Source organism: Streptomyces sp. NPDC127108 (assembly GCF_042677545.1).
Lineage (GTDB): Bacteria > Actinomycetota > Actinomycetes > Streptomycetales > Streptomycetaceae > Streptomyces.
On sequence record NZ_JBHXTE010000028.1, the window covers coordinates 12,089 to 36,633 of the forward strand.

Consider the following 24,545-nt stretch of genomic DNA (forward strand, 5'->3'; position numbering starts at 1 on the left):
CGGTCCGGCGCGTGCCGCCTTGACGTCATTTGTTGGCCGACTTCGCACGTTTCGTCGTACGCAGCCCGCGTCGGCGGTCGGCGGCGGACGCAGAACGCTATACGCAGGAACGTATGGTCACTCTGTGTATCACGAGGGGTGACGCCGGGCAATGAATGTCCGGCGTGGCCACTGACGTCAACTCAGGCGGGCCCGGGGCGGGGCTTCCAGATGGATCGTCAGGGCGGGTCGTGAGGCCGGGCCGTCGGGTCGGGGTGTCAGGTCCGGGGGGTGAAGTCGCCGAGGCCGCCGCGGACGACGTAGGCGCAGTCCGTGTAGCGGTAGCCGCCCTGGACCTTGGCGCCGTCGCTGTGGTCGCGGACCAGGGTGCCGGCGCCGGTGCCGCGCTTGTAGAGGAAGTGGTACTCGCCGGCGGGCAGCCGCAGGGTCTTCTGCGGGTAGCTCCGGCCGCTGGCCTTGCAGGCCTTGGCGCTGCCTTCGGCCCTGCTGCTGTACGTGGTGCAGCCGAGGCAGGCGCCGAGTTTGACGCTGCCGGTGGCGGGGCCGGTGAAGAGGACCTCGACGGCGCTGGGGCCGTCGTTCTTGATGATGAACTCCTGGCCGGAGCCGGGTCCGCGCTGCGCGGGCAGCTTGCCGCCGGCCTGCGGGCGGGCGGCGGCGATCTCGGCGGCGATGGCGATGGTGCGGGCGCGCTGGCGCTTGCCGCTGTCCTTGTACGTGTCGGCGTAGCCCGAGAGGGTCTTGGCGGCCTCGGTGTAGCGGCCGTCCTTGAAGTCGTCGACGCCGCAGGCGTAGCTACCGGACTGGATGGTGGTGGCGGTCCTTGCGCGGAGCGGGGCGGCGGTGTCCCCGGGCAGGGTGTCGGCGGTGGTGCGGATGGCGCGCAGCTCGGTGGTGGCCGAGCAGGGGTCGGGGCCCTTCAGTTCGTCGGCGCGCTCGTCGATCGCGGCGCGGATGCCGGGGACGACCTTGGCGGCGGCTTCGGACTTGGGGAAGGTGCTCATCAGCTCCCGCAGGTCGGTGCCGCCGCCGGTCTTGCCGAGGGAGGACATGCCGCAGGCGTAGAGGGAGTCGGCGAGGCGGTTGTCGGGCCAGGTGGTGAGGTGGCCGAGGCGGTCCTTGCCGAGGGTGTCGGGCAGGGTGCGCAGATACTTCAGCGGTTCGACGGCCTCGCAGTACTGGCGGTCGGCGTAGGGCGCGGCGACGGATTTGTAGTACGTGTCGAGGCGGTCGGGGACGCGGTCGGCGGCGCGTGAGTCGGCGTGGTCGCGGACGAGGCCGCGGTAGATGCCGAGGGCGTCGCGGTACTCGCTCTCGGTGGCCGCGAACGGGCGGCCCTCCTGGGCCTTGACGAGCCGGTCGGCCTTGTCGAGCCGGTCGAGCAGCATCTGTTCGACGGCCTCGTCCTGCGCGGAGTCGTAGGCGAGCGCGCCGGATGCGGGCACGGCGAGCAGGACGATGCCGAGCCCGGCGGCGACGGGGGCGCGAAGGCGCCAGCCGATGGGTGTGCGGCGGGCGCGGCGGGCGGCGTCGGCGGCGGCGAGGACGAGCACGACGACGTATCCGAGGAGGGCGCCGCCGGGGACGCCGTCGACGTCGGCGGGCAGGGCGACGAGGAGCAGCGCGGCGGTGGCGGCCCAGCACAGGGCGGCGGGCACCCAGGCCCGGAGCAGGACGTAGCCGAGGCCGAGGCCGGTCAGGTTGAGCAGCGCGGCGGCGACGGGGCGCAGGGGCTCGGGCGGGCCGGGGTCCGGGGCGGGGGTCCTGGGTGTGGCCGGGGGTTCTAGGAGTTCGGGGGTGCCGTAGGGCGAGGTGGGTGGGCCGGGCGGGGCGGGTGCGGTGGCTCCGCCGGGTGGTGCGGGCGGTGCGGGTGCGGCGGGCTGTGCGGGCGGAGGCTGCTGAGGCGGGCCGTAGGCGGGCGGCGGGCCGAAGGCGGCCGGGGCGGGTGTGGGTGTGGCGGGTGCGGCGGGTGGGCTGGTCGGGGCGTACGTGGGTGGTGGTGGGGGTGCGGCGGGCGAGGCAGGTGCCGCAGGTGAGACAGGCGAGGCAGGTGCCGCAGGCGTGGGGGGAGTGGCGGGTGTGGCTGATGGCGCGGGTGTGGCCGGGGGCGGGCCGGAGCCGGCCCCGGTCTCGGCGGGCTCGTCGGGTCGGCGGTCCTGGGGCTCGTCCCGCGGCTCGTCTCTGGGCTCGTCACGCGGTCCATCGGTTGCCAACGTCGGCTCCCCCCAGCCGTAGGGCGCACAGCTCCGAACACGGGTGTGCGCACGGGCCGACGCTCCCCATCCCCACAGGGTCGACCCAACTCCCCTACATTCCGCCAAAGTTGGCGCTGCGTCAATCGCCCGTCACGGGGGGTTTCCACTCCGGCGCACGCCGCCTCTGCCTCCGCCCGAGCCGACTTGCCGCGTTCAGGCAAGCGCCCGTGGCGAAGGTCAGTCCTTGACGGAAGAGGGGAGGGCCGTGGGGATCTGCGGATTGTTGGTGCACTTGAATCCGTCGGCCATCACTTTGGCGGAGTGGAGGAGGTGTTGGAGGTGGGGGCGGTAGCTGCTGAGGTCGTCGGTGAGGAGGTCGGTCATTGACCCTTCCAGGAGCACGTCGTTCAGTTGCGAGGCAGGTGCCCCACGGACTCCGCACCTGATGTAGATGTTGTACGACCGTTGATCGACGTAGCGGTTCTTCTGGTAGACGAGTTTGGCATCCGGTCCAAGGTCGACTGAGATGAAACTGTCGTGGGTAGCGATTTCTTCGAAGGGGCGGGCGGCCGCGCGGTAAGCCAGCGCAAACTGGGCGCTGAACCCGCGCTCGGGCGCCTCTGCATAGCACATCTTAGATTCTGCAGTGCGCCGAAATGCGGACTCGTTGGGATTCCAGTCGGGGACCTTTTTGTGGAATTTCTCGGCTGCGTGGGCGATTGTTTCGGAGGTATTCGGGTTCAGTTTGGATACCTTGGCATGCTGCTTCAGCCAGGCCATTCCATCCTTCCCTAGGAGTTTCGTGCATGCCTGGCTCTCGCGTTGCGTGCGGTCCTGCTTCCCGTCGCTGCTGGTGCAACCTCCTACGGTGACGAGTACGCAGGTCATGGTGAGTGTGGTAAGGCGGAGTTTCCGTATCATTGGCCCCTCGCCGCGTCGGTGTTCGTCTCATCGCGGCCTCCACCGTAATTCACCATCAGTTTGGGCATGTAATCTTCCATCGGTTTGCCGATTAGCCCTTCGGATTGCGCGTAGTTGACGATCGGAGCCATGGCATTGCGCTGACCCGCTTTCTTCGCTTCATCGATGCTGTTGATTGCCTGCTGGGTATTGTCGTACTCGTCGGCCTTCAGCCAGTCGAAGGTGTTCGCGCTGAACGTATCCGCAGCCCCGCCCCCGGCCTCGAACGCGAGAGGGACCGCGATGGCGGCAGCTGCTCCTGCGGGGATGACGGTGGCTGCCCCCACCCCAACCACCGTGCCGATGGCTGCGCTTGCGGCGAATTTCCGCCATCCGGCTTGCTTTTCCAGTGCCTCGTTGCGTTTGTCCTCTTCGTCGGCGAACTCCTTTCCGATGGCCTCGATCCGAGCCTCATCAAGCGCGCCGTGCACCCTCATGCTGTATCCGGCTGCGTTCATGGCGGCTTCGTGGTCATTGCCCTGAGCCGCCATGAGGCTGGTGCCGTAGACCTGTTGGGCGCTGGACACCGTCGCGTACGAATCCTGATCCGAAGCCAGAGCGCGAAGGAAGTTCGGGGTCCCGGATCCAAAATCGACCAGGTGCTTGTTGTTCGTGTCGAGCAGTTCATCGACTGTCGTCACACCACTGCTGCCCCCGAAGTCGGCTACCGAGCGTGTGATGCTGTCGACATGCCCCGCAGCCATCCGCGCCAGGCTGTCCCGCATCCCGGGCTGCCCATCGATCGTGTCAGCGCTGTTGTAGTGGTCAACGACCCGCCTCATGAGGTCAGTTCGGTCCTGGCGTGCTTCGATCTGCGCGTCCGTCTTCATCGGGGGGATCTCGGGGGTCTTGTCGTCGTACGCGTACCCGAGGGTCGCCGACTCCAGCGCGTGCCCGAGGCTCGCGTACCCGGCTGGTTTGCCGTCCTCGCCCTGCGGCCACGAGCGGACGTCGGGTGCGTTGGCCTCGTCGCCCTTGGCGCCCACCAAGTAGTCGTAGTTGTCGATCGGCTCAAGGCCCTCGCCCTGCGTGGAGCCCTTGAAGAACGCGGCTGACGCGCCGGGGTTGTGGGCCAGGCCCTCCAGGAAACCGGCGATGGGGTCGTTCGGCTTGTCCGAAGGCGGGTAGTCGAGCCGGCTGTCGAAGCCCCAGAGGTTTCCGGGGTTGCCGTAAGCGGGGCTCTTCCCCTTCTCCCGCTCGAACTCGATCAGTTTCGTGCCGTAGTCGTTGAGGAAGCCCGATGCGAACTTCCCCTTCTTCATGAGGCTGCTGGCGATCTGGAATCCGTAGGGGCCCTGGATTCCGTCGGGCAGCGGGAACTTCTTGTCTCCGGCCGCGATGACGTCGCGTTTCCATTCGTCCATGGCCGGGGTGTCGACGTGGGTGGCGTTCGCCAGCGACATGCTGAGGTTGTCCTGGACGTGGGCCAGCATCTTGGCCCGGTCGCCCTCGATGTCGGCGCCGGGCGGGTCGGCGAGGTCGCGCCAGAACCGGAGGGTTCCCTCGCCGCCCAGGCTCGTGGCGAGCGTGGCGGTGAAGGCCTTGTTGTCCCGCTGGTTTCTCAGCGACTCGTTGAAGCGGGCGAGTTCCTTGTCGCTCCACTCACTGGGATCGCCCTCCTTGATCTTCTTCGCCCAGTACTCGGCTTCCTTCTTGCCCTGCCTGGCGTCCGCTTCGTTGAGGTTCTTGGGGCCGCCGGTGCGGAAGTCGTGCTTGTTCTTCGCGATGCCGCGCAGGGCCTCGGCCGCGATCCGGTCGGTCTCGGTGGCTTCCCACAGGATCCGGGTGACCCGCTCGGCCGCGGCGTCCAGCTCCGCTTGGCTGGGCTTGTCCGTGATCTCGCTGCCGACCATCCCCTTCGGGTGGGCGTAGCGCGCCGTGCCGTCCTCCTCGTGGCGGATCCGCCGCGTGCGCCCGTGGTCGATGGCCGCCTGGAGGTCGCTCTTGTGCTTGGCGAGGTCGCTGTGCGTGTCGCGCAGCAGGCTCAGGATCGTCTTCGCCTCGGCGGCCGCCTGGCTGAACTCGCGGCTGGTCTTGGTGATGAACTCCCTTGTCACGGTGGCGTTCACGCCGTGCCAGTCGGCGGAACCCGCCTGCTGGGCCAGGTCGGCGGCGGAGATCCCACCCTTGCCTTCGGCCAGCCTTTGCAGGCGGCCGGCCATGATCTGCCAGTCGGTGACGGCTTCCCGCAGTTTCCCCAGGCGGAGTTCGAGCAGATCCGAGACGGTCAGCACCAGTTTCCCTTACGAAAGGTACTTCGAGATGGCCGAGGCTTTGATGGACGTCGCGACCTTGTCCTCATCCTTGGCATGCTGAGAGCGCGCGAAGTCCAGACCGTTGGAGATGTGGGCGCAGGCGTCCTTGAGGACCTTGGCCTTGCTGTTCCACGCGTCGTGCAACTCGGTGAGCGCGGAGCCGGTGTCCAGGCCGTCGTTCCCCAGCTCGACGGAGGCGTCGAACGTGGCCTGCCGGGCGTGGTCACTGTCCACACGGAACCGCTCCCGCAGGTCGTACGCCATGTTGCCGAGCCGCCCGAGTTCGTTGTCGCGGACGACGAGGTCCTTGCCGCCTCCGCCCCCGGGCCCGTCCGGCAGCTGGTTCAGCCGCATCCGCTCGGCCTGCCGTTCAGACGCGTCCGCTTTGAGCTGATCCCACTCTTCCCACGCCATGTCATGGCCTCCCGAACACGTTGGGGGACGTAGCGGCTCGGCGCCTGCGGGCGACGGCCACCGCGGCGACCACGCCGCCGATCAGGGCGGCAGCGCCGACGCCCAGGCCGATCTTGGCTGTTGTGCCGATGCCGCCGTCGCCGTCGTCGGACTTGTCCTGTGCCGCCGATCCGGAGGCGGTTGACGGGGTGGGCGACGTGGCCTTCGGCTTGGGCCCGGACTTGGGCTGCTTGAGGTCCGGCAGGGGGTATTCGTCCGGCGCCCCCGGGTCGCCCGGATTCTCCAGAGCGACCCGGGGACGCACGATGCCGTAGCCGATGGAGTCGTTGCGCTTCGCGCCGTCCGTGGGGGCACCGATGGTGTTGAGCATGACGCGGAGGACCTGGTTGTTGGTCCAGTCGGGGTGTTCGGACCAGATGAGGGCGGCGCTGGCAGAGGCAAGGGCGGTGGCGTCACTGGTGCCATGGCCGTTGCAGATGCCTTTGCCCGACGCGCACGTCGTGGAGATCTCGTCACCGGGGGCGGCGAGGTCCACCTGCGGGCCGTACTGGGACTCTTTCGTCTTACGGAGGCTCTTGCCTACGGCTCCGACGCCGACCACCCCCGGCGTCCCCGCTGGGTAGCGAAGATCCGAGATCCCCTCGTTGCCGACTGCGGCGAAAACGAGCGAGCCTTTGTCCAGGGCGTACCGCACAGCCGCGGTGAGCTGCGGTGACCCCCTGACGTTTCCGAGCGAGACATTGATGACCTTCGCCCCACGGTCGGCCGCGTAGCGGATACCCCGGCTGTAAAGCTCGTTGTCCTTCTGGATGTACTGATTGGCGTCCAACCCGTGCAGGGGGACGCGGATGGGGAGAAGCTTGGCACCCGGCGCAAGGCCAAAGGTGCCGTTTCCACCGCTTCCCCCTGTTCCCGCAATCAGCATCGCCATGTACGTTCCATGGCCCTTCGGGTCAGTGTGCTCATCCCCTGCTCTCTCCGGCGCCAGGTCCATGCCCGGAAGCACTTGGCCCCGCAGATCCGGCAACTCGGCGTTGATGCCCGTGTCGATGACAGCGACGGTGACGCCCTTGCCCGTGCTGGTCTGCCACATTTTCTCGGCCTGCATGGCGATGAGGTGCCACTGCTTTTCGCGTACGGACTCCGCGTGAGCGGGTGTGGCCGCGACGCCTGTCAGCAGGAGGCCCACGGCACCCGAGGCGACGTTCCGCCACCGTGTGTTGTGCGGTGTCCTGGCAGCCATCTGCTCTCTCATGACCTCGAGGTTTCTGGGGTGGGGGTATGCATGTCAGTCGATGACGGGCGGGACGACCTTGCGGCCGTCCGGGCGCCAGGTCTCCTGGTCCTCGGTGAGGTAGTCCGGTCTGCCGTCTCCTTGCTCGTCGCGTCGTGAGCGTGAGGGCTGAGTCGTGTTCGGCGGCATGGCGCCCCGCATCGGTCCCTGCCGCCGGGGCTGCCCGCCTGCGATGCCGTTGGGGGCACTCATCGGTCGCTGTGCCGCTGCCGCCCCTCGTCCGGCGCCCGGTCCTCCCGGACCCGTCCCCGCAGGAGACCCGCCGACGACCGCACCTCGGGGTATGCCGCCGGTCGGCCCGCCGGGGACGGACGGCGTGGGTCGACCGCCGACGATGCCGGGGCTGCTCGGCATACGTCCAGCAGGCGGGTCCGCAGGTGGAACCCTGGGAGTGCCCCCGACCACTGGTTGCGCCGGGCCCGTCGGGCGCGGCGGCAGAGGCTGTCCTCCGCTGGGCGTGCGCCCGGGTGCCGGTCCCACCGGTCCGCCACCCGCCCGACCGGGAGCGGGCCCCACCGGTCCACCACCCGCCGTCCGTCCGGGAGGAGGCCCCGCCGACCCGGCCCCGGGCGGCAGAAGTGAACGTCCCCCGGACCCAACTGGCCCTGGCCCCGGCGGAGTCGTGGGGGCTACCGGCGGATTCTGCTGCTGTCCCGAAGATGGCGGAAACAAACCTATGGGTTGCGCCGTTCCGTCGGGCCTGACCGGGGTCGACGGAACCCCCTGAGGGGAGGGCGGTGTTGCCGTCGGGGCGTCAGGAAGCGGTCCCGTACCGTCGACTCGGACGCCTACCGGGTCCGGGCCTTGAGGCATGGGCTGCGGGTCCAGGCCCGTTGGCGCGTCCGATCCGCCTCCCGACCCGCTGGGTCCGGATGCGGCAGCCGGTGGCCGGGACGAACCGCCAACGGGCACCGCACTCGCAGGCCCACCCGCCGACCCTCCACCAGATGGCACGGCACTGCCTCCTCCGCCAGGAGCCACCTCTCTGAGGTCCCGCACCGGCGGCGGCGTCACCTCCGGCGGCAACGGCCGAAACCGAGGCCTCTCCAACCCCTCCAACTGCTGCGCCGCCAACTGATACGCCTGCCCCAACTTGCGCATCTCCGCCGCAGCCTCCTGGCGGACCTTCTCCTTGGCCGCCGCGAGCCGCTCCAGCTCACCGGCCGACTTCGCGCCCACTGCGCGCGCGTCCGGGTCGTTGGGGTTGGCCTGCGCCGCCTTCAAGTTGCCCTCCGCGCCGCCCTTGTCACGCGGGATCGACGCCTGCGCGGTAGCAATCGCCTCCGACGCCCGCGTCAGCCACTTCGCCGACTCCTCGCTGAAGTCACCCAGGCGGAGCGTGGAGTTGGCCAGATCCCCGCTCCACGTACGGAACGCCGTCGCGCCCTCGCCCTTCCACCGCACCCACTGCGGCCGCACCTTCAACTCGTCCGCGATCTTCCGGATCTCCGCAGCCGCAGCCACGAGCCGATCCGCGGCCGCCTGAACCTGACCCGCGTTCGCCTGATCGAGCCACGCCAGCATCTGCTCATGACTCATCGACTCAAAAGACGTACCGCCCTTGCCGCCCATCAGATCGACCCTCCCGCGTCCGCTGCCGGATCCTCCGTACGCCGGTCCGCCCGGCCCGGCCCCTGCCCGGCACCAGCCCCGCTCCCGTACCGCTCCGCAATCCCCGCGCTGATCTCCGCCATGCGATCACGAATGTCCTCATCCACGTTCCGGTAGCCCTTGTGCGAGGCGAGGACCGCGATGCCCATCCCCTCCATGGAGTCGGAAAGGAGTTTCGACAGGCCCTCCAGCTCCGTGAGCACCGTCCCGTACGCACCGAACAGGCCCGCGGCCTCGGCCCACGCCCCGTCCCCACCGCCGAACTGATGCCGCCCCAGCTGCTCTTGACCCACCTTGGCCGGTCCGGCCGCCGACCCTTTCAGATCACGGATCAGGTCATCGACCCGCTTCTGGAACGCCATGAACGACGACAACTCCGTGGCCACATCCGCCACAGCATCCGTGATCCCGTCGAAGGGGTTCGCGGACCAGAACGAACCGTCCGACCCACCCGACCCGCCGCCCGATTTCCCCGCCCCCACAGGCCCCACCCCTAGAACGACCACACGGTCCCAGCTCGATCGCGCAGCGAGCGCATAGCTTTCGCGAACTACCGGGCAACTCTAGTCACTGGGTATGACAGCTCGTATCTGAACGATCACTCATACGATCAGATTCAGGCCAGCACGAGACACCCACGAGACATCCATGAGGCCCGGCAACGGGATTCAGCACACGGGACCTTGCACGGTCCAGGACATTCGCACCGGTACACACGAGGCCAAACATCACGCGATATCAGCCAAAGCCCGCCCCTCCTCAGCTCGGCGCGGCGGCTTCGCAGGCGGTACCCGTCGGCACTCGCCGCCATCAACGGGGCCGCACCCAGCCCCGCCCCGGCCCTCCATTCGGTGTGCCTGTCATCACACCCGAGCGGTGTCACGCTTGACGTCGCTGCGGTGTCCTCATGGCGGAAGCGAGAGAAGGGACCCGTGAAGATGAAGGCCGTCATCGTGTGCGCCTCCGTGTCGCACGGCAATACGCGTCGTGTCGCCGACTGCATGGCCCAGGTGCTGGGCGCGAAGGTCGTCTCCCCCGAGCAGGCGGACCTGGCGGAGCTGGCCGATGCCGACCTCGTGGGATTCGGCTCGGGCGTCTTCTATCAGAGGCTCCACCCCCGCCTGATCGACTTCGTCAAGGCACTGCCCGCCGGACGGGGCCGGGCATTCGTGTTCGCAACCAGCGGGCTTCCCGAGCTGCCGCTGGCGCCCTTCTCCCGCCCCTTGGCCAAGCTCCTGGAAGGCAAGGGCTTTGAGGTGGACGGAAACTTCTCGTGCCGGGCGCTGGACACCATGGGGCCCTTCAAGCTGGTCGGCGGCATCCAGAAACAGCGGCCGAACGACGGGGACCTGGCCGCCGCGCGGGCGTTCGCCGCGCGGCTGAGGGACGGGCAAGGGCCGATTTCCTGACACGCGCCGCGCCGCCGGGAGGCGGCAGGCAGCGCGTACTAGACCCCTTCAACGAAGTGGTCGAATTCGCCCGCCCGTACGCCGAGGACGAAGGCGTCCCATTTCTTGCGGGTGGTCGTGACGACGTTGTCCGGGGCGTCGGTCGTGCGCAGGTAGACGGCGTCGTCCGCGCCGAAGGCGAGTTCGATCCAGGGGCCGGGGCCGTCTTCCTCTTCGGGGGCGGCCCGGACCCAGTCGAGGTCGGCGGGTCTTCCTTCAGACATGGTCGGCTTCCTTGGCCTTGCGGATGAGGGCGGCGAAAGCGGTGGGCCGGGCGGCGAGTATCACCCCGGTGGGGTCGGCGCTTTCGGTGAGTTTGACCTTGCCGGTCGGGCTGGCGGACACGTGTATGCAGGAGCTGCCCTCCGAGCAGTAGGACGACTTCTGCCAGCGCTGGTTCACATCTGCTCCTTCAGGTCCTGCATGACGGTGTGGATGAGGTCGCGGGTTCTGGCCGGAGTGAGTGCGACGGCTTCGAGGCGTTCGAAGAGGGTGCGGTACTTGTGCAGTTGGGCCTCGGCATCCAGGAACGCGATGCCGTGGGACTGGTCGAGGTAGACGGTGTCCAGCTGCGGTACAGGGCCGTGTACGAAGTAGATCGACTGGCCCGAGCCGGGGAAGGCTCCGGCGTCGAAGGTGATGACGCGCAGAGTGATGTGGTTCCGGTCGCTCATGTCCAACAGGTGCTGGAGCTGCTGCCGGGCCACCGTGGGGCCGCCAACTTTCATGCGCAGGGCGGCCTCGTGGATGACGGCCTCGTACGGTGCGGGGCTGTCGCGGTACAGGACGTTCTGCCGCTTGATGCGAAAAGAGAGGCGGTGCTCGATCTCAGGCGGTGAGAGCTGGGTGACCGCTTGGACAAAGATCTCGCGGGCGTAGTCTCGGGTCTGGAGCAGGCCCGGGATGCGGGCAGTGATGCAGTCGCGCAGTGCCTGCGCGTGGTGCTCCAGTTCGGCCAGGTCGAGCAGCGCACTCGGTAGCAACTCGCGGTACTGCTCCCACCAACCACGCGTGCGTTCGCCCGTCATGCCGGTCAGCGCCTTGATGAGAGGTTGGTCGGCACACTCGTACTGGCAGGCCAGTGCCCGGACTCGCTCGGGGCTCACGCCGACGCGTCCGGCCTCCATGTTGCTGATCTGGCTCTGCTGTACGCCAAGGAGTTGACCTGACTGCGTGGCGCTGAGGCCTGCCCGCTCGCGGAGTTTGCGCAGCTCGCTGCCGAAACGGAGCTGACGTCCCGTCGGGTTGCTTCTCACGGGCTTGCCCGCCTCCTCGACGCGGTCCGTCACCCACACAGGTGGCATGTAATGCATTTTTCGAGAATCGAGTAATGCATTTACTGACTGTCGCTACCTTATGACCCAGGCGCCTCACCCGGAAGCACCCCGCTCGACGGAGCGGCACCGTCACCGGGACCAACTCCGCAACTGCCCTACAAGTACGGAGACTTCCATGACCACCGTAAACCCGTCCTGGGCCTACACCCTCCACCTCCCGCACGATCCCCGCGCACCGGGGGTCGCCCGCGCACACGTACGGGCCGTGCTCGCCGCCCACGGGCTCACCGAACTCACGCCGACCGCCGAGCTCCTGGCCGCCGAGATGCTCAACAACGCCCAGCTGCACACCGACGGGGCCTATGGCCTCGGGCTTCAGCCTTCCGTCCCGGGTGGGGTCCGCGTAGCCGTCTGGGACACCAGCCCCGTCATCCCGCCGGGGTTCGGGGCGGCGGTGTCCCCGGATGACGCCACGCCCCCGCAGTGGGCGGAGGGCGGCCGGGGGCTGTGCCTGGTGCGCGCGTGTTCCCACTCGTGGGGCGCGTACGCGAGTCCGGGGCGTGGCGGGAAGCTCCTGTGGGCCGCGTGTTCGTGAGTCCCTCGCCAGGGGCTCCGCCTCTACACTTGCCCCGGCGGACTCCCGGGCGGCGAGGGGTGGTTGACGGTGCGTAAGGCATGGCTGCTCGCAGGCGTCGCGTTCAGCGGGTCCATGGGATTCATGATGCTGCTCGTCGTCGGGACCTTCGTCGCGGCGGGGAGTCTCGCCGAGCAGTCGGGGGGCGGCGGCAACGTCGGGCTCGCCAAGGGTGCCGTGCCCGCCTCGTACCAGCCGCTGGTGCAGAAGTGGGGCAATCTCTGCAAGGCCATCAACCCGGCTCTGCTGGCCGCTCAGCTGTACCAGGAGAGCGGGTTCAATCCGCGGGCGCAGAGTCCGGCGGCGGCGCAGGGGATAGCGCAGTTCATTCCGGGGACCTGGGCCTCGCACGGGCTCGACGGGGACGGGGACGGGGACCGGGACGTGTGGGACCCCAAGGACGCCATCCCGTCGGCGGCCTCGTACGACTGCAAGCTCGCCAAGTACGTGAAGGACGCGCCCGGCGACCCGACGAGGAACATGCTCGCCGCGTACAACGCGGGCGCGTACGCCGTGATCAAGTACGGCGGTGTGCCCCCCTACCGCGAGACGCAGAACTACGTCAAGATCATCACGACGCTGGAGAAGAGTTTCGCCAGGCCCATCGACCGGGTGAACCCCTCGCAGCAGGCGGCGGGCGCCATCTACTACGCGCAGAAGAAGCTCGGCACCGAGTACCTGTGGGGCGGCAACGGGACCGCCGACCAGAACGGCCGGTTCGACTGCTCGGGGCTCACGCTTGCCGCGTACCGCAGTGTCGGGATCGATCTGCCGCGCGTGGCCAACGACCAGTACAACGTCGGGCCGCACCCCAAGCGCGAGGAGCTGCTCCCCGGTGACCTGGTGTTCTTCTCGGACGACCTGAGCAACTCGCGTGCCATCCGGCACGTGGGGATCTATGTGGGCGGGGGCTACATGATCGACGCCCCCCGGCCCGGCGCGGTGATCCGCTTCGACCCGATCGATACGCCGGACTACTTCGGGGCCACCCGAGTCACCAAAGATGGCGCAAAAGCGATCCCCGAGAAGCCGGTGGAGAAGCTGGTGGAGCGGCCCGGAGGGAAGCCGGGGAAGGCTGAGAAGCCGGAGAAGCCGGAGAAGGGTGAGAAGCCCGGGGAGGGTCAGGAGAGTCCGGGCGAGGAGTCGGGAGTGGATCCTGAAGGCGGTTCCGCCGAGGATCCTTCGGGAGAGCCTTCCGGTTCGCCTTCGGGAGGGCCCGCCGCCCGTCCCTCCGGGCGGCCTTCGGACGAGGGCGTCGAGGTCTGAGCCGGACCTCCGCCACCGTCTGATCCGACCCGGAGCGGAGGGCGCGCGCACGGCGCGCGCGCCGTGCGATCTGGCTGGAACCGTCCGCTGAAGAAACCCCCTGAGCTGCGGCGATGAATCTCTCTTCGATAACGTCTGAGTGATCTTTCGGTGGAGAGTGGAACGTATGGAAGGGGACCAGGCGTTCCCTTGTCTGGTACGGCACGTACGCGAAGAACAGCGCCATGGACGCGAAGGCAGCGCGGGGAGCACTGAACCAGCGGCACGACTGCACTGACCACGGGGGTTGATGGAAGGGCGCACGACCACGTGCGCTCGTGAGTGAAGAAGACAAGGGGCCGCAGCATCATGGCTGGACTCGATGATTCCGGGTCGAACCCCGACGTCAGCCTGCTCTACGACATCAACGGCCTGGCCGAGGACGCCCCCGGCTGGCTCGCGCGGACCATGGAGTTCGTCGGTGAGTACGGACTCCTGCTCGCCCTGGTCCTGCTCGTCGTGTGGTGCTGGTGGGGAGCCCGCCGCCGCCCGGTCCTCGACGACGCGGCCTCGTCCGTCGCCGCCGTCGTGTGGGCGCCGCTCGCCGCCGGTATCGCCGTCCTGGTGAACGTGCCGATAAGGGGCTTCGTGGAACGCCCGCGCCCCTTCGTGGACCACCAGGGCCTGGAGGTCCTGGTCGACGGCAAGACCGACTACTCCTTCGTGAGCGACCACGCGACGCTCGCCATGGCCATCGGCGTCGGCCTCTTCGTCGCCAACCGCAAGTTCGGCATCGCCGGCATCGCCCTCGCCGTCGCCGAGGGCTTCTGCCGGGTCTTCATGGGCGTGCACTACCCCACCGACGTCGTCGGCGGGTTCGCGCTCGGCACGGCGGTCGCGCTGCTGCTCTCGCCGCTCGCCATGGCCCTGCTGACCCCTGTCACCAAGGCCGTCGCCCGCTCCGGGAGGGCCTCCCGGCTGGTGTGGCGCGGCCCCGGTGACGTCGAGCCGGTCGCCGCCCTCGCCGGGCAGGAACCGGCGCCCGGCGCCGACGAGCGGGACCTGGCGGCCTAGGGCCTGTCCGATGGGTCGGCCGACGGCTACAGGGCCTGCGGGAAGGAGAAGAAGCGCGTGGGGTCGTACTGCTTCTTCAGCTTCTTCAGGCGCGGCGCCGCCTGCCCGTAGTACGCCTCACGCCAGTTGGTGAGCGTCGGGTCCGCGTAGTTCTGGTACGCCGCCCCGGACGCGTACCGCCGCATCCCGGAGTGGGCCGTGTTCAGCCAGGACTGGGCGGTGCTCCCCGAGGTGCCCGCGCGCCAGGACACGATGTACTGGGCGAGCATCCGAGAGCGGCGGTGGACGAACGCCGTGGCCGTCGGGTCCACGCGGTTGATGGCGCCGCCGAGCGCGGTCAGGGCGATGCTGCCCGCGGTGCCGCGCTCGCCCCGCACGCCCTCGATCTGGTGGAGCAGGGCGCGGATGCCCGCGGCGGACAGGGAGCGGTCGAAGAAGTCGGAGCGGGCCGCGTACGTCTCCCGGCCGAGCGCGCCGCTCGGCGTGCGGCCCGGTGTCGAACCCGGCAGATGGCACTGGGCGTCCGAGGCGAACGACGAGCAGCCCGCGTACACCTCCATCGCCTGCTCGTAGGAGCGGCGCTTCAGCGAGACGCTGCGCGCCGGTGAGCCCACCTTGTCGGCGAGCCGGTCGACGGCGTTCTGCAGCGAGCCGTACGTGCCGAGGGAGAACGCGGCGACGGAGATGGTGGGCGTGCCGCCCGGCACCGCCGCGAGGTGCGCGGAGGACCAGATCTCGTCCGGCTGCGAAGGCCCCCACTCCTGCCAGGCCTTGAGGACGGCGGCGGCCTTGGACCAGGGCCAGGTCAGATACGCGGAGACGGCCTGCGGGGCGGGGTGGGTGCGGAAGGTCAGCTCGGTGACGATGCCGAACTGGCCGTTGCCCGCGCCGCGCAGCGCCCAGAAGAGGTCTTTGTTCTCGCTCCTGCTGGCCCGTATTTGCTTGCCGTCCGCCGTGACGAGGGTCGCGCCGGTGAGGCTGTCGCAGGTCAGGCCGTAGGCGCGGGAGACCACGCCGTGGCCGCCGCCGAGGGTGAGGCCGCTGATGCCGACGGTGGGGCAGGAGCCCGCGGGGATGGTGACGCCCTTCGCGGCGAGCGCGCGGTAGACGTCGATGAGCTTGGCGCCGCCGCCGATGGTGGCTGTGGTGCCGCTGGAGCGGACGCGGTTCAGCTTGGAGACGTCGATGACGAGGCGGCCCGTGCCGGAGGACCAACCCGCGTACGAGTGGCCGCCGTTGCGGATGGACACGGGGGTGTCGTGGGCGCGGGCGTAGGCGAGGGTGGTGCGGATGTCGTCGACGCCGGCGACATAGGCGACGGCGGTCGGCTTCAGGTTGTCGTAGCGGGTGTTGTAGAGCTGGCGGGCGGTGGCCCAGGCGGCCTCGTTCGGGCGGACCAGGGTGCCGTCCAGGTCCCGGGCGAGGGCGGCGAGGTTGGCCGGGGCGGAGGCCGCGGCCGTCTTTATCGGCGTGGTGCCGGTGCTCGTGCGCGCCGTTCTGGTCGTGGCGGTGCCGCTCGCGCCGCTGCCGGAGTCCGCGCCGCTGGTGCAGGCGGCTGTGGTGGCCGCCGCGAGCGCGGCGGTCGTCGTTCCGAGGAACGTACGTCGTTGCATGAGGCCCTCCCGTTGCTTCCCGCACAACGAGACGGCGCGGGTGCTTCCGGGGTTCCCGTCGGCGGGCGCCGCGAACGTTCCGTCCGGTGGGCGCCGCCCGCGGGCTACAGCGCCTGGGCCATGTGATCGGCCGCGTCCGTGCGGGCCCTGCTGCGCGCTCTTCGGGCCGGACCGCGCCAGCCGCAGGTGCACCGGGCGGCGCAGAACGGGCCGTTCTCGACGGTGGAGGTCCGGTGCGGTTGCGGAGGTCGCTGCTCAGCCACCCGACCACGGTACGCCCGTCGGGTGAACCGGCTCCCGCGTGACGACGCCCTGGACCGGTCGTTAGTCGAAACGGCAAGGGGCCGGGCGGCCCGCGCGGAAAGGCATGGGGGTCGGCGGGGCGATGGGACGGCAGCGCGGGCACGAGGGCAGAGCGGCCGCGGCGGCCGCGGCGGCACTGATGGCGCTGGCCACGGCGTGCGCCGGAGGCGGGGCCGCGGCCAGCGACGACCCGGCGGCGGCCGACCCCGTCGGCACGGTGCGGGCCGCCCCCGACTCCCTGGTGCGCGCCGGGAGTTCCCGGGCGCGCACGGCGATGGAGATGGCCAGCGGCGGCACCCGCGTGACCGTCACGGGCCGGGGCGGGTACGACTTCCGGCGTCGCGTCGGCCGGCTCGACGTGGTGCTGCCGCCGGAACCGACCGGTGCGTCCGCCGGGCGCAGGCCGCCCGTCACCGAACTGCTCGCGGGCGGCGACCTGTACATGAAGAACCGCGGCGCGGGCGTGCCCGCCGACAAGTGGGTGCACATCGAGACGGCGTCCCTGTCCGACGGGAACCTCGTCACCGGCGGCGCCACCGACCCGTTCGCCGCCGCCGAACTCCTGCGCGGCGCGGGCGAGGTGACGTATGTGGAGCGGACCAGGATCGACGGCGTCGACGTGCGGCACTACCGCGGCGTGGTGGACCTGGCCCGGGCCGTGCGGTCGGCCTCGAAGGAGCATCGGCCCGCGCTCAGGACCGCGGTGGAGAAAGGGTTCAGCAAGTCCGGGGTGCCGTTCGACGCCTACCTCGACGGGCGCGGGCGGCTGCGTGAGGTGCGCCACCGTTTCCGGGTCGCGGACGCGACGGTGGCGTCGACGACCTCGCTGTACGGGTACGGGGCGCCGGTGCGGGTGCGGCTGCCCGCGGCCGGTGACATCTTCGCCGGGAAGATCGCGGTGCGCTGAGCCGTTGCACGGGTGAGGGGTGGAATATGGTCCGTCCGTGCCATGCGCGGTGCGTAGGCCGCTCCCTACTCTAGGAAGCCGATACCGGCACGAGTCTGGTCAGGAAGAGGTGATGAACGTGGCCCCGGTGGGCGGAACGGCAGTTCAGGACCACGTTGCCCTCGCCGAGATCGAGCTGTGCGGAGATCTGATCATCGCGGCGTCCGCCGCGCGCGGTGAGCGGCTCAGCGCCGACCGGATCGACGAGGTTCTCAGGGTCTTCGACGGGGACGGCGCGGTGGCCGGGGACGAGCCCCGGCCCTAGGCGCCCGGCCCCGGGGGGACCGGCCCCGGGGGGACCGGCCCCGGGGGGACCGGCCCGTCAGGTGCGCAGCATCCGGGCGATGGCCTTCGTCGCCTCCTCGACCTTCGCGTCGATCTCGTCGCCGCCCTTGACCGCCGCGTCCGCGACGCAGTGGCGCAGGTGCTCCTCGAGGAGCTGCAGGGCGAAGGACTGCAGGGCCTTCGTGCCCGCGGAGACCTGCGTGAGTATGTCGATGCAGTAGACGTCCTCCTCGACCATCCGCTGCAGGCCCCTGATCTGGCCCTCGATGCGGCGCAGCCGCTTGAGGTGCTCGTCCTTCTGCTTGTGGTAGCCGTGCGTCTGGTGGGCCTCGCCCGTCGCTGCCGCCTGGTCCTCGCCGGAGGGCGCTTCGGTCGTGGCCGCGGCGGCCGCCTCTGTGGTCGTCATCGCGTCCTCCTGTGCATACCCCTGGTGGGTATAGGGTAGCCGATTCCTCGGGTGGTGTGCTGATCACTGTGCCTGATGGGCGACACTGGGGTCCGGCCGGTTAGCCGTGGCCGGATGATGCGCCTAGCATCAGCCTGACCGCATCCAAAGCACCCCGAGGACCCCACGTGCGATTTCGTCTGACCCCCAGGGAGACGAGCTTCTACGACATGTTCGCCGCATCCGCGGACAACATCGTCACCGGCTCCAAGCTCCTGATGGAACTGCTCGGGGCCGACGCCTCGGCCCGAGCCGAGATCGCTGAGCGTATGCGGGCCGCCGAACACGCGGGGGACGACGCGACGCATGCGATCTTCCACCAGCTGAACTCCTCGTTCATCACGCCGTTCGACCGCGAGGACATCTACTCCCTCGCGTCCTCGCTCGACGACATCATGGACGCCATGGAGGAGGCCGTCGACCTGGTCGTGCTCTACCAGGTCGAGGAGCTCCCCAAGGGCGTGGAGCAGCAGATCGAGGTGCTCGCCCGCGCCGCCGAACTGACGGCCGAGGCCATGCCGCATCTGCGCACCATGGACAACCTCACCGAATACTGGATCGAGGTCAACCGCCTGGAGAACCAGGCCGACCAGATCCACCGCAAGCTGCTCGCCCACCTCTTCAACGGCAAGTACGACGCCATCGAGGTGCTGAAGCTCAAGCAGATCGTCGATGTGCTGGAAGAGGCGGCCGATGCGTTCGAGCACGTCGCCAACACGGTGGAGACCATCGCGGTCAAGGAGTCCTGAGGCACCTCCATGGACACCTTCGCGTTGATCGTGACCATTGGCGTCGCGCTCGGTTTCACGTACACGAATGGCTTTCACGACTCCGCGAACGCCATCGCCACCTCCGTCTCCACGCGGGCGCTTACGCCACGCGCGGCGCTCGCCATGGCCGCGGTCATGAACCTCGCCGGTGCCTTCCTGGGCAGCGGCATCGCCAAGACGGTCAGCGAGGGGCTGATCGAGACGCCGCACGGCACCAAGGGGATGTGGATCCTCTTCGCCGGTCTGGTCGGCGCCATCGTCTGGAACCTCGTCACCTGGTACTTCGGCCTGCCCTCCTCCTCGTCGCACGCGCTGTTCGGCGGTCTGGTGGGCGCGGCGCTCGCGGGCGGCATCGGGGTGATCTGGTCCGGGGTCGTCGAGAAGATCGTCATCCCGATGTTCCTGTCGCCGCTGGTCGGTCTGCTCGTCGGCTATCTGGTGATGTGCGCGATCATGTGGATGTTCCGCAAGTCCAACCCGCACAAGGCCAAGCGCGGCTTCCGGATCGCGCAGACCGTCTCGGCGGCGGGCATGGCCCTCGGCCACGGCCTCCAGGACGCGCAGAAGACCATGGGCATCGTGGTGATGGCCCTGGTCATCGCCGATGTCGAGGACGCAGGCGACCCGATCCCGATCTGGGTGAAGATCTCCTGCGCGGTGATGCTGTCGCTCGGTACGTACGCCGGTGGCTGGCGCATCATGCGCACCCTCGGCCGCAAGATCATCGAGCTGGACCCGCCGCAGGGCTTCGCCGCGGAGACCACGGGCGCGGGCATCATGTTCACCACCGCGTTCATGTTCCACGCGCCGATCTCGACCACGCACGTCATCACGTCCGCGATCATGGGTGTGGGTGCGACCAAGCGGGTGAACGCGGTGCGCTGGGGCGTCGCCAAGAACATCATCCTGGGCTGGTTCATCACGATGCCCGCTGCCGCGCTCGTCGCGGCCTTGAGCTTCTGGATCGTGAATCTGGCGTTCCTGTAGGGGCGCGGGATGCGGGAGTGCCCCCGGTCCGGATCGTGGTGATCCGGGCCGGGGGCACTTGTGTGTACGGAGGCGCTCTGCGCGTACGCCGTTACTTCGCGAAGTACTCGCCGAAGTGGGCGGAGCCGTAGCCGCCGCCGAGGTTGAAGCTCTTGGCGCTGGTGCCGGTCACGCCGGTGGCGTCGGTCCGGAGCTGCCAGGTGCGGCCGACGAAGGTGTCCTCGCCCATGCCGCCCACATAGACCTCGGGGGCGCCGTTCTTGTCGGCGTCGACGACGGTGACGGCCTCGCCGAAGTGGTCCGACTTCTCGGAGGTGCTGGGGATGCCCTTGGAGTTCTGCGTGAGGACCTTGGCGCCCTCGGTGGTGACGCCGGCCTTGCTGCCGCGCAGCATGGTGACCGAGCCGGACACGGCCGTGGCCGGGTCCGTCGCGGACTCCCAGGACGCCCCGACCAGGATGTCTCCGTAGCCGTCCTTGTCCAGGTCGCCGACGGCCACGTCGGTGCCCCAGCGGTCGCCCTTCTCGTTGACGCCGGGGACGCCCGGGCTGTCCTGGTCGTAGACGCGGGCGTGCAGGGTCTTGCTCACGCCGTCCGGGCCGCCGTACGTGACGGAGATGCCGCCGTAGTTCTTGACGTCGGACGCCTGCGGGGTGCCGACGAAGTCCTGGTAGCCGTCGCCGTTGAGGTCGCCGAAGGTGCCGCCGTGGCGGGCGTCGAGCTTGCCGCCGGGGACGTAGCCGTCGCGGGTGCCCTTCAGGACGCGGGCCTGCCAGCCGTCGGACGGAGTGCGGCCGGTGCCCATGGTCACCACGTCGTCGATGCCGTCGCCGGTCATGTCGCCGACCTGGGCGCTGGTCGCGGCCACCCCGTCCTTGGCCTCGGTGTCCCGGAACTGGACGGAGGCCGGCTTGCCGGTGCCGCGGTCGAAGGGGCCGTAGAGCGTGCCGAGGCCCCAGTTGGCGTTCGTCTGCGGGCCGACCTGGGCGGCGCCGACGATGTCGGCCTTGCCGTCGCCGTTGACGTCACCGATCCGCTGCCAGGCCTGGCGGAAGGCCGGGGACTGCGTGGTGCCCTCGCCGGTGGGCACCTCGGTGCCGCCGGAGATGCCGTCCTTGCCGCCCCACAGGACGAGCATCCCGGGGCCGTCGCCGACCAGCAGGTCGTCGTAGCCGTCGCCGTCGAGGTCGCCGTGGCTGGCCTGGATCCCCCAGCCGTACTGGTTGGCCTTGGGCTCGCCCGGGACGCCGGGGGTGGCCCGGCTGACCAGCTGCTGCTTGTCGTACTTCAGGCCATCGGCGGAGCCGTAGACGATCGAGACGAGCCCGGCCCGCTTGATGCCGTCGATCTTGGCGCTGGGCGCGCCGATGGCCAGGTCCGGGTAGCCGTCGCCGTTGAAGTCGGCCGCCTTCGCCGGGGCTGCCTTGGCGGCGGCCTTCGCGGCGGGGACCTCGGCGGCGGGGGCCGCCTGGGCCGGGGCGGTGACCGCGAGCAGGGCCGCGGCGCAGGCCGCGGCCGTCAGATAGGTGGTGCTGCGCAAGAGAGAGTCCCCCAGGGTGTCTGCCGGGCCGGCAACGGGATCCGGCCATGGTCCTGATACCGGAGTTGACCCATGGGAGGCGCGGATAGTTGTGGTGAGAAAGGGGCCCGCCCCCCGGGAGCCAGGGGGCGGGCCCTTCTTCGTCCCTGCGGTGGCACCGCCATGCAGCACCGCGGGGAACTCGTGTCCGGCGGGAGCGCCGGAGCGGCCGAGGTGGCCGATGCGGCCGGATCAGCCGAAGCGGCCGGAGATGTAGTCCTCGGTCGCCTGGACCGACGGGTTGGAGAAGATGCGCTCCGTCTCGTCGATCTCGATGAGCTTGCCGGGCTGGCCGACCGCCGCGAGGTTGAAGAACGCCGTGCGGTCCGAGACACGGGCCGCCTGCTGCATGTTGTGCGTCACGATGACGATCGTGAAGCGCTCCTTCAGCTCGCCGATCAGGTCCTCGATGGCGAGGGTGGAGATCGGGTCGAGGGCCGAGCAGGGCTCGTCCATGAGGAGCACCTGCGGCTCCACGGCGATGGCGCGGGCGATGCACAGGCGCTGCTGCTGGCCGCCGGAGAGGCCGGAGCCGGGCTTGTTCAGGCGGTCCTTGACCTCGTTCCAGAGGTTGGCGCCCTTGAGGGACTTCTCGACGACGTCGTTCAGCTCGCTCTTCTTGTACGAGCCGTTGAGCTTCAGGCCCGCCGCGACGTTGTCGTAGATCGACATGGTCGGGAAGGGGTTGGGGCGCTGGAAGACCATGCCGATGGTGCGGCGCACGTTCACCGGGTCCACGCCGGAGCCGTACAGGTCGTCGCCGTCGAGGAGCACCTTGCCGTCGACGCGGCCGCCGGGGGTGACCTCGTGCATGCGGTTCAGGGTGCGCAGGAACGTGGACTTGCCGCAGCCGGACGGGCCGATGAAGGCCGTCACGGAGCGGGGCTCCACGGTCATGGAGATGTCTTCGATCGCCTTGTGGGAACCGTAGTAGGCGTTGAGGCCCGATACGTCGATTCGCTTGGCCATGGAGATCACTGCTTCTTTCGAAAGTCTGCTGTCGGTCGCTGGGTGGCCCCACTCGGCGGAGCCGATGGGTCGCCTCAGCGACCGGTCTTCGGGGCCTTCCAGCGGGCGATGCCGCGGGCCACGAGGTTGAGGATCATGATGAAGGCGATCAGGGCGAGCGCCGCTGCCCAGGCACGGTCGTAACCGGCGTTCGTGCCGGACGCGTACTGCTGGTAGATGTACAGCGGCAGCGAGCCCTGCGGGCCGTTGAACGGGTCCGTGTTGATGAAGGGGTTCGTCCACACCAGGAGCAGCACGGGCGCGGTCTCGCCCGCGATGCGGGCGACGGCCAGCATGACGCCGGTCGTGATGCCGCCGATAGCGGTGGGCAGGACCACCTTCAGGATGGTGCGCCACTTCGGTACGCCGAGGGCGAGCGATGCCTCGCGCAGCTCGTTCGGGACGAGCTTCAGCATCTCCTCGGTGGAGCGCACGACCACCGGCATCATCAGGATCGACAGCGCCATGGCGCCGGCCCAGCCGGAGAAGTCGAAGCCCAGGATCAGGATCCAGAAGCTGAGGACGAACAGACCGGCGACGATCGACGGGATGCCCGTCATCACGTCGACGAAGAAGGTGACGGCCTTGGCGAGCTTGCCGCGCCCGTACTCGACGAGGTAGATCGCGGTGAGCAGGCCGATCGGCACGGCGATCAGGCAGGCGAGGCCGACCTGCTCCAGGGTGCCGATGATCGCGTGGTAGATGCCGCCGCCGGGCTCGTCGTCGGCGACGACGCCCATCGAGTGGCTCAGGAAGTACCCGTCGAAGACCTCCGTGCCGCGCTGGACGGTCTCGAAGATGAGGGACGCCAGCGGCACGACGGCCAGCAGGAACATGACCCACACCATCGAGGTGGCCAGGCGGTCCTTGGCCTGCCGGGTGCCTTCGACGGTCGCCGCGAGGAAGTACGAGACGCCGACGAACAGGATCGCCGAGATGAGGCCCCACTGGATGCGGGAGCTGAGGTCGGCCGCGAGGCCGATGCCGCTGCCCACGGCGAGGGAGCCGACGGCGATGACGTAGGGCGCCCAGCGGGGCAGGCGTGCCCTGCGCAGCTCGGACGGGGCGGGCTCGCCGCCGGGGGTACCGGTGGGCTTGACGGTCGTGGTGCTCATGCGTTGGCCCCCGAGTACTCCTTGCGGCGCGCGATGATCAGGCGGGCCGCGCCGTTGACCAGCAGCGTGATGATGAAGAGCACCAGGCCGGAGGCGATCAGGGCGTCCCGGCCGTACTCACTGGCCTCGCTGAACTTGCTGGCGATGTTCTGTGCGAAGGTGCCGCCGCCGTAGTCGAGCACGGACGCCTGGATCACGAAGGTCGGGGAGAGCACGGTGGCGACGGCGATCGTCTCGCCGAGCGCGCGGCCGAGGCCCAGCATCGAGGCGGAGATGATGCCGGAGCGGCCGAAGGGGAGCACCGACATGCGGATGACCTCCCAGCGCGTGGCGCCGAGGGCCAGTGCGGCCTCCTCGTGCATCTTCGGGACCTGGAGGAAGACCTCGCGGCTCACGTTGGTGATGATCGGCAGGATCATGATCGCGAGCAGGATGCCGACGGTCATCAGGGAGCGCGGGGCGCCGCCCTGGTACTCGAAGATGCCGGTCCAGCCGAAGTAGTCGTCGAGCCAGCTGTAGAGGCCGGTGAGGTTCGGGGCGACCACGAGGGCGCCCCACAGGCCGTAGACGATCGAAGGCACCGCGGCGAGCAGGTCGATCACGAAGGCGATGGGGGCGGCGAGCCTGCGCGGCGCGTAGTGCGAGATGAACAGCGCGATGCCGATGGCCACGGGCACGGCGATCACGAGCGCGATGATCGAGCTCACGATGGTGCCGAAGACCAGGACGGCGATGCCGAAGTAGGGCTTGCCGTCGTGCAGGGCGCCCGCGGGGTCCCACTCGAAGGTGGTGAGGAAGTTGCCCTCGTTGTCCGCGAGTGCGATGGACGCGCGGTAGGCGAGGAAGGCCGCGACGGCGGCCATGATCAGCAGCAGCGTGATGCCGGAGCCTCGGGAGAGCGCGAGGAAGATCCGGTCACCGGGGCGAGTGGCGCCGCGTGCGGTGCGCTTCTGCTCGGTGGTCGTCGGCTTGGCGTCCTCGACGTGCGAGGGCGGGGGAGGGGTGTCGGTGGGTATGTCCATGGGGTTCTCCGGTCTGCGGAGCCGGCCGTGCGGTCGGCGCGGGTGGCTCCTGGCGGCGGTGCACC

Annotated in this window: 25 protein-coding genes; 9 read left to right on the forward strand and 16 right to left on the reverse strand. The window is 69.7% G+C overall.

Going from position 1 to position 24,545, the window contains the following annotated elements; genetic code table 11:
• Window positions 1-257 precede the first annotated feature (257 nt).
• From ACFVHO_RS23765 to ACFVHO_RS23790, 6 genes are all read right to left on the reverse strand, one after another.
• A complete protein-coding gene (locus ACFVHO_RS23765; protein ID WP_385718004.1) occupies window positions 258-2,213 on the reverse strand; it encodes a hypothetical protein in 1,956 nt (651 codons plus the stop codon).
• A 219-nt stretch (window positions 2,214-2,432) separates the two neighbouring features.
• The gene (locus tag ACFVHO_RS23770; RefSeq protein ID WP_385718007.1) at window positions 2,433-2,975 is read right to left on the reverse strand and encodes a hypothetical protein; all 543 of its coding nucleotides are present in this window, start codon (window positions 2,973-2,975) and stop codon (window positions 2,433-2,435) included.
• Window positions 2,976-3,112: 137 nt separating this feature from the next.
• A complete protein-coding gene (locus ACFVHO_RS23775; RefSeq protein WP_385718009.1) occupies window positions 3,113-5,389 on the reverse strand; it encodes a hypothetical protein in 2,277 nt (758 codons plus the stop codon).
• 9 nt (window positions 5,390-5,398) lie between these two features.
• Window positions 5,399-5,824 (reverse strand): hypothetical protein, encoded by a 426-nt coding sequence (locus tag ACFVHO_RS23780; RefSeq protein ID WP_385718012.1) that lies wholly within the window; start codon window positions 5,822-5,824, stop codon window positions 5,399-5,401.
• A 1-nt stretch (window position 5,825) separates the two neighbouring features.
• Complete coding sequence (mycP, locus tag ACFVHO_RS23785) at window positions 5,826-7,079, reverse strand: type VII secretion-associated serine protease mycosin (protein ID WP_385718014.1); 1,254 nt, start codon at window positions 7,077-7,079, stop codon at window positions 5,826-5,828.
• 33 nt (window positions 7,080-7,112) lie between these two features.
• Window positions 7,113-7,310, reverse strand: a complete 198-nt coding sequence (locus tag ACFVHO_RS23790; protein WP_385718017.1) for a hypothetical protein — start codon at window positions 7,308-7,310, stop codon at window positions 7,113-7,115.
• A 940-nt stretch (window positions 7,311-8,250) separates the two neighbouring features.
• Between ACFVHO_RS23790 and ACFVHO_RS23795 the strand changes: the two genes are divergently transcribed.
• On the forward strand, window positions 8,251-8,604 hold the full coding sequence (locus ACFVHO_RS23795) for a hypothetical protein (protein WP_385718018.1): 354 nt from the start codon (window positions 8,251-8,253) through the stop codon (window positions 8,602-8,604).
• 85 nt (window positions 8,605-8,689) lie between these two features.
• On the opposite strand, the gene ACFVHO_RS23800 is transcribed toward ACFVHO_RS23795, so the two are convergent.
• Window positions 8,690-9,211 (reverse strand): hypothetical protein, encoded by a 522-nt coding sequence (locus tag ACFVHO_RS23800; RefSeq protein ID WP_385718021.1) that lies wholly within the window; start codon window positions 9,209-9,211, stop codon window positions 8,690-8,692.
• A 456-nt stretch (window positions 9,212-9,667) separates the two neighbouring features.
• On the opposite strand from ACFVHO_RS23800, the gene ACFVHO_RS23805 reads away from it, so the two are divergent.
• Window positions 9,668-10,138, forward strand: a complete 471-nt coding sequence (locus ACFVHO_RS23805; protein WP_385718257.1) for a flavodoxin family protein — start codon at window positions 9,668-9,670, stop codon at window positions 10,136-10,138.
• A 38-nt stretch (window positions 10,139-10,176) separates the two neighbouring features.
• Here the strand turns inward: ACFVHO_RS23805 and ACFVHO_RS23810 are convergent, their stop codons facing one another.
• Genes ACFVHO_RS23810 through ACFVHO_RS23820 form a run of 3 tightly spaced genes read right to left on the reverse strand, consistent with a single transcriptional unit; the run spans window position 10,177 to window position 11,481 of the window.
• Window positions 10,177-10,401, reverse strand: a complete 225-nt coding sequence (locus ACFVHO_RS23810; RefSeq protein ID WP_385718023.1) for a DUF397 domain-containing protein — start codon at window positions 10,399-10,401, stop codon at window positions 10,177-10,179.
• Window positions 10,394-10,579, reverse strand: coding sequence for a DUF397 domain-containing protein (locus tag ACFVHO_RS23815; RefSeq protein WP_385718025.1), 186 nt, complete (start codon window positions 10,577-10,579; stop codon window positions 10,394-10,396). The genes ACFVHO_RS23810 and ACFVHO_RS23815 overlap by 8 nt, the downstream gene beginning before the upstream one ends.
• On the reverse strand, window positions 10,576-11,481 hold the full coding sequence (locus tag ACFVHO_RS23820; RefSeq protein ID WP_385718028.1) for a helix-turn-helix domain-containing protein: 906 nt from the start codon (window positions 11,479-11,481) through the stop codon (window positions 10,576-10,578). The genes ACFVHO_RS23815 and ACFVHO_RS23820 overlap by 4 nt, the downstream gene beginning before the upstream one ends.
• Before the next feature lie 148 nt (window positions 11,482-11,629).
• On the opposite strand from ACFVHO_RS23820, the gene ACFVHO_RS23825 reads away from it, so the two are divergent.
• From ACFVHO_RS23825 to ACFVHO_RS23835, 3 genes are all read left to right on the forward strand, one after another.
• The gene (locus ACFVHO_RS23825; protein WP_385718031.1) at window positions 11,630-12,049 is read left to right on the forward strand and encodes an ATP-binding protein; all 420 of its coding nucleotides are present in this window, start codon (window positions 11,630-11,632) and stop codon (window positions 12,047-12,049) included.
• Between the two features lie 123 nt (window positions 12,050-12,172).
• Complete coding sequence (locus tag ACFVHO_RS23830; RefSeq protein ID WP_385718260.1) at window positions 12,173-13,354, forward strand: NlpC/P60 family protein; 1,182 nt, start codon at window positions 12,173-12,175, stop codon at window positions 13,352-13,354.
• A gap of 348 nt (window positions 13,355-13,702) precedes the next feature.
• Entirely contained in the window at window positions 13,703-14,407 is a 705-nt protein-coding gene (locus ACFVHO_RS23835; protein ID WP_385718034.1) for a phosphatase PAP2 family protein, read from the forward strand.
• Window positions 14,408-14,433: 26 nt separating this feature from the next.
• Here ACFVHO_RS23835 and ACFVHO_RS23840 read toward each other — a convergent pair whose 3' ends face one another.
• Entirely contained in the window at window positions 14,434-16,020 is a 1,587-nt protein-coding gene (locus ACFVHO_RS23840) for an FAD-binding oxidoreductase (protein ID WP_385718037.1), read from the reverse strand.
• A 385-nt stretch (window positions 16,021-16,405) separates the two neighbouring features.
• On the opposite strand from ACFVHO_RS23840, the gene ACFVHO_RS23845 reads away from it, so the two are divergent.
• Window positions 16,406-17,230: a hypothetical protein gene (locus tag ACFVHO_RS23845; protein WP_385718040.1), complete on the forward strand. Its 825-nt coding sequence runs from the start codon at window positions 16,406-16,408 to the stop codon at window positions 17,228-17,230.
• Window positions 17,231-17,342: 112 nt separating this feature from the next.
• Window positions 17,343-17,534: a hypothetical protein gene (locus ACFVHO_RS23850; protein ID WP_385718043.1), complete on the forward strand. Its 192-nt coding sequence runs from the start codon at window positions 17,343-17,345 to the stop codon at window positions 17,532-17,534.
• A gap of 57 nt (window positions 17,535-17,591) precedes the next feature.
• Here ACFVHO_RS23850 and ACFVHO_RS23855 read toward each other — a convergent pair whose 3' ends face one another.
• Complete coding sequence (locus tag ACFVHO_RS23855) at window positions 17,592-17,960, reverse strand: metal-sensitive transcriptional regulator (RefSeq protein ID WP_385718046.1); 369 nt, start codon at window positions 17,958-17,960, stop codon at window positions 17,592-17,594.
• Window positions 17,961-18,127: 167 nt separating this feature from the next.
• On the opposite strand from ACFVHO_RS23855, the gene ACFVHO_RS23860 reads away from it, so the two are divergent.
• A complete protein-coding gene (locus ACFVHO_RS23860; protein WP_289949001.1) occupies window positions 18,128-18,748 on the forward strand; it encodes a DUF47 domain-containing protein in 621 nt (206 codons plus the stop codon).
• 9 nt (window positions 18,749-18,757) lie between these two features.
• Window positions 18,758-19,756: an anion permease gene (locus ACFVHO_RS23865; RefSeq protein ID WP_385718049.1), complete on the forward strand. Its 999-nt coding sequence runs from the start codon at window positions 18,758-18,760 to the stop codon at window positions 19,754-19,756.
• Between the two features lie 91 nt (window positions 19,757-19,847).
• Here ACFVHO_RS23865 and ACFVHO_RS23870 read toward each other — a convergent pair whose 3' ends face one another.
• The 4 genes from ACFVHO_RS23870 to pstC form a co-directional block, all read right to left on the reverse strand.
• Window positions 19,848-21,296, reverse strand: coding sequence for an FG-GAP-like repeat-containing protein (locus ACFVHO_RS23870; RefSeq protein ID WP_385718052.1), 1,449 nt, complete (start codon window positions 21,294-21,296; stop codon window positions 19,848-19,850).
• 231 nt (window positions 21,297-21,527) lie between these two features.
• Window positions 21,528-22,304, reverse strand: a complete 777-nt coding sequence (gene pstB, locus ACFVHO_RS23875) for a phosphate ABC transporter ATP-binding protein PstB (RefSeq protein WP_030362251.1) — start codon at window positions 22,302-22,304, stop codon at window positions 21,528-21,530.
• Between the two features lie 74 nt (window positions 22,305-22,378).
• Window positions 22,379-23,458 (reverse strand): phosphate ABC transporter permease PstA, encoded by a 1,080-nt coding sequence (gene pstA / locus ACFVHO_RS23880; protein ID WP_385718054.1) that lies wholly within the window; start codon window positions 23,456-23,458, stop codon window positions 22,379-22,381.
• Window positions 23,455-24,480, reverse strand: coding sequence for a phosphate ABC transporter permease subunit PstC (pstC, locus tag ACFVHO_RS23885; RefSeq protein ID WP_385718057.1), 1,026 nt, complete (start codon window positions 24,478-24,480; stop codon window positions 23,455-23,457). Before pstC ends, pstA begins: the two co-directional genes overlap by 4 nt.
• Between the last annotated feature and the right edge of the window lie 65 nt (window positions 24,481-24,545).